Here is a 7433-nt window from a genome sequence, read left to right on the forward strand (position 1 = left end):
GGGTATTTACAGTGCCGGAAAGCACTGCAAAGGAAACCATATGTTAAGCATTAAAGATTTACAGGTCAGCGTTGAAGATAAAGCTATCCTGCGTGGGTTGAATCTTGAGATCAAACCCGGTGAAGTTCACGCCATTATGGGACCGAATGGCTCAGGGAAAAGTACGCTGTCTGCAACGCTGGCAGGGCGCGAAGATTACGAAGTGACCGGTGGCTCCGTCGAGTTTAAAGGTAAAGACCTGCTGGAACTGGACCCGGAAGAACGTGCTGGTGAAGGCATCTTCATGGCCTTCCAGTACCCGGTTGAGATCCCGGGCGTGAGCAACCAGTTCTTCCTGCAAACTTCCGTGAATGCGGTGCGTAAATACCGCGAACAGGAAGAGCTGGACCGCTTTGATTTCCAGGACTTTATCGAAGATAAAATCCATCTGCTTAAGATGCCTGAAGATCTGCTGACTCGTTCAGTTAACGTGGGTTTCTCCGGCGGTGAGAAAAAACGCAATGACATCCTGCAGATGGCCGCGCTGGAGCCGGATCTGTGCATCCTGGATGAAACTGACTCCGGTCTGGACATTGATGCATTGAAGATTGTGGCGAACGGCGTGAATACACTGCGCGACGGCAAACGTTCTTTCATCATCGTAACTCACTATCAGCGTATCCTTGACTACATCAAGCCTGATTTCGTTCACGTGCTCTATCAGGGCAAAATCGTTAAATCAGGAGATTTCTCGCTGGTGAAACAGCTGGAGGAGCAAGGCTATGGCTGGCTTACCGACGAAGAGTGATAACGCGCTGCAACAGTGGCACCACCTGTTCGAAACCCGCGCCGGGCATCGCTCAATGCAGGCCCAGCAGCACTGGCAGCAGCTGCTGCGCGAAGGTCTGCCTACGCGTAAGCAGGAAAACTGGAAGTATACGCCGCTGGATGCGTTGTTCGATCATCAGTTCGTTCTGCCGCAGCAGGCTGAACTGACAGCAGAAAACATTGATACACTGGCGCTGGCTATTGACGCCGTGCGTCTGGTCTTTGTTGATGGCCGCTTTTCCGCCGCGTTGAGCGATGCTGAACACGACCTGTTCAGCATCCAGGTCACCGGTTCCGGCGAACGCCGCGAGCTGAATGCACCGATACAGCCGGAGGTGTTCCTGCATCTGACCGAAAGCCTGGCCGAAGAGTCTACGCTGATCCATCTGGCTCGGGGTAAGGCTGCGGGGCGTCCGCTGTATCTGTTGCACATCAGTAGCGGCAGCGCGGCAGGCGAGATGAACACTTCGCACTATCGCCATCATCTGCAGCTGGATGAAGCGGCTGAAGCGACGATCATTGAGCACTATGTCACCCTGAATAATGCCACGCACTTTACCGGCGCGCGTTTTACCGCCGACGTGGGTAACGGTGCGGCGCTGACCCACTACAACTTCGCCTTCGAAGATCAGAGCAGTTTCCACTTCTCTCACAACGATTTGGTGCTGGGCCGCGATGTGCGCGTTCAGAGCCACAGCTTCCTGCTGGGGGCGGGCCTGACCCGTCATAATACCAGCGGACAGTTGAACGGCGAGGGTAGCGATCTGGTTATCAATACGCTGATGCTGCCGATTGATAAAGATGTGTGCGACAGCCGTACCTATCTGGAACACAACAAAGGCTACTGCCAGAGTCGCCAGCTGCATAAAACCATCGTGCGCGATCGCGCTCGTGCCGTATTCAACGGCATGATCAAAGTGGCGAAGCACGCCCTGAAGACCGACGGTCAGATGTCCAACAATAACCTGCTGCTGGGTCGCCTCGCTGAGGTGGATACTAAGCCGCAGTTGGAAATCTACGCCGACGACGTTAAGTGCGGACACGGCGCGACCATTGGCCGTATCGATGAAGAGCAGATGTTCTATCTGCGTGCCCGTGGTATTTCGCAGGATGCTGCTCAGCGCATGATTATTTATGCGTTTGCTGCCGAGCTGACCGAGGCGATTGGCGATGACACGCTGAGAGAAGCGGTGATGCAGCGTATTGCTCAACGCTTTCCCGGAGGTTTGCAATGAGTTTTGATCTGGCTCGGGTACGGGCGGATTTCCCGCTGCTGACGCGTGAGGTTAACGGGCAACCGCTGGCCTACCTCGACAGCGCTGCCAGCGCACAAAAGCCGCAGGTGGTGATTGATGCAGAGAGCCAGTTCTATGAGCACGGTTACGCTGCCGTTCACCGTGGCATCCATACGCTGAGTGCGGAAGCCACCACTGAGATGGAAAATGTGCGTGTTCAGGCTGCGCGTTTCCTCAATGCGCCGTCGACGGAAGAGATTGTGTTTGTCAAAGGTACCACCGAGGCAATTAACCTCGTGGCCAACAGCTGGGGCAGCAGTCAACTGCAGCCCGGCGACAACATCATCATTACCGAGATGGAACACCACGCCAATATCGTTCCGTGGCAGATGGTGGCCCAGCGTACCGGAGCGGAAGTGCGCTTTATCCCGCTCAACGCTGACGGCGAGCTGGATCTGGCTAAACTCCCTGAGCTGATTGATTCACGTTCCCGACTGCTGGCGGTAACCCAGGTTTCCAACGTGCTGGGCACCGTTAACCCGGTGAAAGCGCTGGTGGCGCAGGCGAAAGCGGCGGGGCTGGTGACGCTGATCGACGGTGCGCAGGCGATCATGCACGGGCAGGTAGACGTGCAGGATATCGGCTGTGATTTTTATGTCTTCTCCGGGCATAAGATCTACGGACCGACCGGCATTGGTATTCTGTATGGCCGCAAGGCGCTGCTGGACCAGATGCCGCCGTGGGAAGGGGGCGGTTCGATGATCGCCACCGTCAGCCTGACCGAAGGCACCACCTATGCTGCCGTGCCGGGCCGGTTTGAGGCGGGAACGCCGAATACCGGTGCGATTATCGGCCTGGGGGCGGCACTCAAGTACGTGACCGATCTGGGGCTGGATGCAATCCAGCAGCGTGAACAACAGCTGATGCACTACGCGATGGATAAACTGGCCTCTGTACCGGACCTGGTTATCTACGGTCCTCAGGAGCGCAGCGGGGTGATTGCCTTTAATCTGGGCAAACATCATGCCTATGACGTGGGCAGTTTCCTCGATCAGTACGGTATTGCGATTCGCACCGGCCATCACTGTGCGATGCCGCTAATGCAGCACTACGGCGTTCCGGCGATGTGTCGTGCCTCGTTTGTTCTGTATAATAGTGAAGAAGAAGTCGATCGCCTGGCGGCGGGATTAATTCGTATTCACCGTCTGCTGGGGGGCTGATCGCTCTCTGAGCAGGAGCGATTTGAGCCTTAAAAGGGCGAGGCATGCCTCGCCCTTTCTACGTGTTTACCCGATAGAGTCATGTCGTTAAGAAGCCGATTTAAGTGAGGAAGCAATGGCAACTCTGCCAGATAAAGAAAAACTGGTGCGCAACTTCAACCGTTGCGCAAATCAGGAAGAGAAGTATCTGTATATCATTGAACTGGGATCGCGCCTTGAGGCCGCATCCGAAAATCTTCACCAGCAGGAAAATATCGTTCCGGGCTGTCAGAGCCAGGTTTGGGTGATTGTTGATCTTGATGAGAATGGTCAGGTCCGCCTGCAAGGCGACAGCGATGCCGCACTGGTTAAAGGGCTGATTGCTATTGTCTTTGCCGTTTACCAGAAGATGTCGCCGCAGGAAATTATCGATTTCGATGTTCGCCCTGTGTTTGCCGAACTGTCTCTGACCCAGCAGCTTACTCCATCCCGTTCTCAGGGACTGGAAGCCATGATTCGTGCAATACGTCAGAAAGCGCTGATTCTCACCGGCGCGTGAGTTGCTAAACTACTCGGTCTGCGCCCCGCTGATATACAGTGGGGTTGTTCTCCCTTCATAACCGAGAAAAACGCATGAAACCTTTGTTCCGTTTTGCATTTATGGTCACGCTGCTGACCGGGGCGTACAACGCCAGTGCTACAGAATATCCCCTCCCGCCCGACGACAGCCGTTTGATTGGGGAAAACAGCACGTACATCGTGCCCAATGACGGAAGGCCGCTGGAAGCGGTAGCGAAGGAGTATATGATTGGCCTGCTGGGTATGCTGGAGGCCAATCCGGGAACCGACCCCTGGCTGCCGAAAGCCGGTACGCAGTTAACGATCCCCACCCAGATGCTGCTACCGGACACGAAACGTGAAGGTATCGTGATCAACGTAGCGGAGCTGCGGCTCTACTACTATCCGAAAGATGAAAACAAAGTGATTGTCTACCCGATTGGCATCGGTCAACTGGGTGCCAATACCCCGGCGATGGTCACCAGCATCAGCCAGAAAATCCCCAACCCAACGTGGACCCCCACCCCTAACATCCGCAAGCGCTACGCAGCCAAAGGCGAGATCCTGCCAGTCACCGTACCTGCCGGGCCTGATAACCCGATGGGGCTGTATGCGATGCGTCTGGCCTACGGTAAGGGCCATTACCTGATCCACGGCACGAATGCTGATTTTGGTATCGGTATGCGCGTCAGCTCCGGCTGCATCCGCCTGCGCCCTGACGATATTGAAGCGCTGTTCAACAGCGTGCCGAAGGGAACGCGCGTTCAGGTGATTAACCAGCCGGTGAAGTATGCCGTAGAGCCTGATCGCAAGCGTTGGATCGAAGTCCACCAGCCGCTGTCGCATAACGAGAATGACGATCCGCAAACCATGCCGATTGCGCTGAGCCCGGCCGCGAAGAAATTCATTAACAGCGCCAGCAGTGATGATGCGGTGATTAAGGCGGCATTAACGCGCCGTTCGGGTATGCCCGTTCTGGTTAGTGAAGGGGAAGTTGTGAAAGATGATTCGGCAGTACCCGAATTTCTTCACCAGAAGGGAGCAGAAGGATTTAAATCACAACCAGCGGGGATAACTCAGGTTGGGGGAGAAAGCGCTCAGAATTGATTACAGTGCGTTTGGCGGCGGGGTCAACATCCGCCGTCGGCGAAGCTGATATGCAGGCAAAAAAAATGGCGCACAATGTGCGCCATTTTCAGTACCAGAACTCTTACTTACGGTAAGAGTGAGCCTGGTTGTCCAGACGCTGGTTAGCACGAGCTGCGTCATCTTTAGCAGCCTGAACGTCAGAACGAACTGCGTTCACGTCGTTGCTCAGCTGGTCAACTTTAGCGTTCAGAGTCTGAACGTCAGAAGACAGCTGGTCGATTTTAGCGTTGCTTGAGCAACCAGCCAGCAGAGTTGAACCCAGGATTACCGCGCCCAGTACCAGTTTAGTACGATTCATTATTTATACCCTCTAGATTAAGTTAATCTCCATGTAGCGTTACAAGTATTACACAAAGTATTTTCTAATGAGAATAATTTTTTGATGAGAACGTGCTTAAATTTGATCGTTCGCTCAAAGAAGCATCTTCTTTGGGTGTTAAGGCAAAAAATTAAGCGAAAACAGACGATTTTAATCGGACAGGTCTTAGTTTTTAGTGCAGTTGAATAGTTAATTTCGATTGGAAATTTTGTGAAATGAGGTTACGCAAGTTGAAAAAAAAGCACCCCTGAGGGTGCCTTATTAGTCGATAGTGTAATCTTAAATTACAGAACGTGGACCGAAGAGGTATTGGTCGTACCGCTTGGCACCAGTGCACCGGAAACCATCACCACAACATCGCCTTTCTGCGCATAGCCGCTGGCCAGCGCCGCTTCTTTGCCCAGACGGTAGAAATCGTCGGTAGAGGCGATTTCCTGCACCATGCTGGTAATCACGCCTTTGGTCAGCAGCAGCTGACGGCTGGTCAGCTCATTGGTGGTCAGCGCCAGAATGGTGGCGTGAGGGAAGTATTTGCGGATGGATTTCGCTGATTTACCGCCTTCGGTCGCTACGACGATAACCGGGGCTTCCAGATTCTCAGCCGTTTCAACCGCACCGCGGCAAACCGCTTCAGTAATGCGCATTTTGCGATCGTCGTTGCGAGGATCGATGCGGCTCTTCATCACGCGGTCAGTACGTTCGCAGATCGTGGCCATAATGGTCACGGACTCCAGCGGATATTTACCTTTGGCGCTCTCGCCAGACAGCATGACCGCATCAGTCCCGTCGAGGATGGCGTTAGCCACGTCGCCGGCTTCTGCGCGGGTAGGGCGTGGGTTCTTGATCATTGAATCCAGCATCTGGGTGGCGGTGATCACCACTTTACGCGCGCGATTACATTTCTTGATCATCATCTTCTGAGCGAAGATCACTTCTTCAACCGGGATCTCTACGCCGAGGTCGCCGCGAGCAACCATGATGCCGTCAGACGCATCCAGGATCTCGTCGAAGTTGTTCAGGCCTTCCTGGTTCTCGATTTTCGAAATGATCTGGATATTTTCGCCGCCGTGGGCTTTCAGATGCTCACGAATTTCCAGCACGTCTGAACGCTTACGAATAAAGGATGCAGCGATGAAGTCAACGCCCTGCTCGCAGCCGAAGATCAAATCGAGCTTATCTTTTTCCGCCAGTGCAGGCAGTTGGATTGAAACGCCCGGCAGGTTAACGCCTTTGTTTTCGCCCAGTTCGCCGTTGTTACGCACTTTGCAGACCACGGTGGTTTCGGTGACTTCGGTGACTTCCATACCGATCAGGCCATCATCAACCAGAATGGTGTTACCCACTTTCAGGTCGGCCGCGAAGCCGGTGTAGGTGACCGCTACGCGCTCATTGTTGCCGATAACGCTCTGGTCAGTAGTAAAGGTGAATGTCTGGCCAGCGGTCAGCGCAACGTCGTTGCCGCCTTCCAGTTTCATGGTGCGGATTTCAGGGCCTTTAGTATCCAGCAGGATAGCTGCCTGATGGCCGGTGTTTTTCACCACGCTACGCAGGTTTGCAATGCGCTTGCCGTGCTCTTCGTAGTTACCGTGTGAGAAGTTCAGACGCATAACGTTCATTCCCGCTTCGAGCAGGTTGGTCAGCATCTCTTCAGATTCAGTTTTTGGACCGATGGTGCAAACAATTTTAGTCTTTTTCATGACGGATTATCTGTAAGTTGTGATGGATGATAAGAATGGGTTCCGCTGACGTGGCCAGCGGAGGAGAAATTAGGTGCCTGAGGCAGATTGCGATACTGGGTAAGGATAGGTGACAGATTAAAGGTATGCAGAAGAAGTTGAGACATGGTTTCGGCGTGAGCGCAGCACGTTGTTGCGCAACAGGTACGGCTTATAAATTGTGTATTTACCATGCGCTGAAACCATTCAAGTGAAACAACGGCTGCATTATAAAGGCTAAGTGCTAGAAAACCAATTAAAAAGCGTTAAGACGTTTAAGTAAGTGCGTCAGAGCGGCGTGTTGCGCAACAAGATTAATTGCTGAAGCGGAATCTGAAAAAAAGGGGAGAACTAAGAGTGGTGCGTTCTAGAGGACTCGAACCTCCGACCCCCACCATGTCAAGGTGGTGCTCTAACCAACTGAGCTAAGAACGCTTTCCTGAAAATCTCT

General features: G+C 53.5%; 7 protein-coding genes and 1 tRNA gene. 5 read left to right on the plus strand and 3 right to left on the minus strand.

Going from position 1 to position 7433, the window contains the following annotated elements; all coding sequences use genetic code 11:
- Positions 1-40 precede the first annotated feature (40 nt).
- The 5 genes from sufC (at position 41) to OMR58_RS24250 (ending at position 4906) form a co-directional block, all read left to right on the plus strand.
- Complete coding sequence (gene sufC, locus OMR58_RS24230; RefSeq protein WP_105594974.1) at positions 41-787, plus strand: Fe-S cluster assembly ATPase SufC; 747 nt, start codon at positions 41-43, stop codon at positions 785-787.
- Positions 762-2042, plus strand: coding sequence for a Fe-S cluster assembly protein SufD (gene sufD, locus OMR58_RS24235; protein ID WP_264547181.1), 1281 nt, complete (start codon positions 762-764; stop codon positions 2040-2042). The genes sufC and sufD overlap by 26 nt, the downstream gene beginning before the upstream one ends.
- Positions 2039-3262 carry a cysteine desulfurase SufS gene (gene sufS / locus OMR58_RS24240; RefSeq protein ID WP_105594972.1) on the plus strand — a complete coding sequence of 408 codons (1224 nt, stop codon included), beginning with the start codon at positions 2039-2041 and terminating at the stop codon, positions 3260-3262. The genes sufD and sufS overlap by 4 nt, the downstream gene beginning before the upstream one ends.
- Positions 3263-3377: 115 nt before the next feature.
- Complete coding sequence (gene sufE, locus OMR58_RS24245; protein WP_200544636.1) at positions 3378-3800, plus strand: cysteine desulfuration protein SufE; 423 nt, start codon at positions 3378-3380, stop codon at positions 3798-3800.
- 74 nt (positions 3801-3874) lie between these two features.
- Positions 3875-4906 (plus strand): L,D-transpeptidase family protein, encoded by a 1032-nt coding sequence (locus OMR58_RS24250; RefSeq protein ID WP_279355985.1) that lies wholly within the window; start codon positions 3875-3877, stop codon positions 4904-4906.
- A 103-nt stretch (positions 4907-5009) separates the two neighbouring features.
- On the opposite strand, the gene OMR58_RS24255 is transcribed toward OMR58_RS24250, so the two are convergent.
- From OMR58_RS24255 to OMR58_RS24265, 3 genes are all read right to left on the minus strand, one after another.
- Entirely contained in the window at positions 5010-5246 is a 237-nt protein-coding gene (locus OMR58_RS24255) for a major outer membrane lipoprotein (RefSeq protein WP_006118977.1), read from the minus strand.
- A 305-nt stretch (positions 5247-5551) separates the two neighbouring features.
- Complete coding sequence (gene pykF / locus OMR58_RS24260) at positions 5552-6964, minus strand: pyruvate kinase PykF (protein WP_200544640.1); 1413 nt, start codon at positions 6962-6964, stop codon at positions 5552-5554.
- 376 nt (positions 6965-7340) lie between these two features.
- Positions 7341-7417 (minus strand) — tRNA-Val (locus tag OMR58_RS24265).
- Positions 7418-7433 lie beyond the last annotated feature (16 nt).

Origin of the sequence: Erwinia sp. INIA01, assembly GCF_025947915.1 — a bacterium.
In the GTDB taxonomy this organism is placed as follows: Bacteria; Pseudomonadota; Gammaproteobacteria; order Enterobacterales; family Enterobacteriaceae; genus Erwinia; species Erwinia coffeiphila.